Origin of the sequence: Exiguobacterium sp. Leaf187 (genome assembly GCF_001423925.1) — a bacterium.
Lineage (GTDB): Bacteria > Bacillota > Bacilli > Exiguobacteriales > Exiguobacteriaceae > Exiguobacterium_A > Exiguobacterium_A indicum.
This window is the reverse complement of record NZ_LMPR01000001.1, coordinates 1790-3077: the sequence shown is the minus strand read 5'-3', so window position 1 is coordinate 3077 and position 1288 is coordinate 1790. Positions and strand designations below refer to the sequence as shown.

Below are 1288 nucleotides of genomic sequence, written 5' to 3'. Positions count from 1 at the left end.
TTTATGCCTGACGGATTTGCCAATCAGACGGTCTTGAAACTTGCACATGCACTTCCATCCGCATGCGTCACTATCCTCCTGCGTCCCCCCATTGTTCAAACGGTGGATCGGCGGTACAGGAATATCAACCTGTTATCCATCGCCTACGCCTTTCGGCCTCGGCTTAGGTCCAGACTAACCCTGAGCGGACGAGCCTTCCTCAGGAAACCTTGGGCTTTCGACGGAGGGGATTCTCACCCCTCTTTTCGCTACTCACACCGGCATTCTCACTTCCAAACGCTCCACTGCTCCTTCCGGTACAGCTTCACAGCGGTTTGGAACGCTCCCCTACCATTCCTTACGGAATCCGCAGCTTCGGTGGTATGTTTAGCCCCGTTACATTTTCGGCGCGGCGCCACTCGACTAGTGAGCTATTACGCACTCTTTGAATGGTGGCTGCTTCTAAGCCAACATCCTAGCTGTCTAGGCAGCGCCACATCCTTTTCCACTTAACATACACTTTGGGACCTTAGCTGGCGGTCTGGGCTGTTTCCCTCTTGACTACGGATCTTATCACTCGCAGTCTGACTCCCGAGTATAAGTTGCTGGCATTCGGAGTTTAACTGAATTCGGTAACCCTGTGGGGGCCCCTAGTCCAATCAGTGCTCTACCTCCAGAACTCTCAACCTCGAGGCTAGCCCTAAAGCTATTTCGGGGAGAACCAGCTATCTCCAGGTTCGATTGGCATTTCACCGCTACCCACACCTCATCCCCGCACTTTTCAACGTGCGTGGGTTCGGACCTCCAGTCAGTGTTACCTGACCTTCATCCTGGACATGGGTAGATCACCTGGTTTCGGGTCTACGACAACGCACTGAACGCCCTGTTCAGACTCGCTTTCGCTACGGCTCCGCCTCATCGGCTTAACCTCGCGCGTTATCGTAACTCGCCGGTTCATTCTACAAAAGGCACGCCATCACCCGTTAACGGGCTCTGACTACTTGTAGGCATACGGTTTCAGGATCTATTTCACTCCCCTTCCGGGGTGCTTTTCACCTTTCCCTCACGGTACTGGTTCACTATCGGTCACTAGGGAGTATTTAGCCTTGGGAGATGGTCCTCCCGGATTCCGACGGGGTTTCACGTGTCCCGCCGTACTCAGGATCCACTCTGGAGGGAAAACAGTTTCAGCTACAGGGCTGTCACCTTCTTCGGCCGACCTTTCCAGGTCCTNTAGAGTGTCCTACAACCCCGAAGAGCATGCTCTCCGGTTTGGGCTGTTCCCGTTTCGCTCGCCGCTACTCAGGGA

General features: G+C 54.3%; 1 rRNA gene (only partly in view). It reads right to left on the bottom strand.

Annotation, left to right across the window (positions count from 1 at the left end):
* Nucleotides 1-1288 (bottom strand): 23S ribosomal RNA (locus tag ASF99_RS00015) (its annotated part extends past both window edges: 1339 nt to the left, 206 nt to the right); the annotation flags it as partial.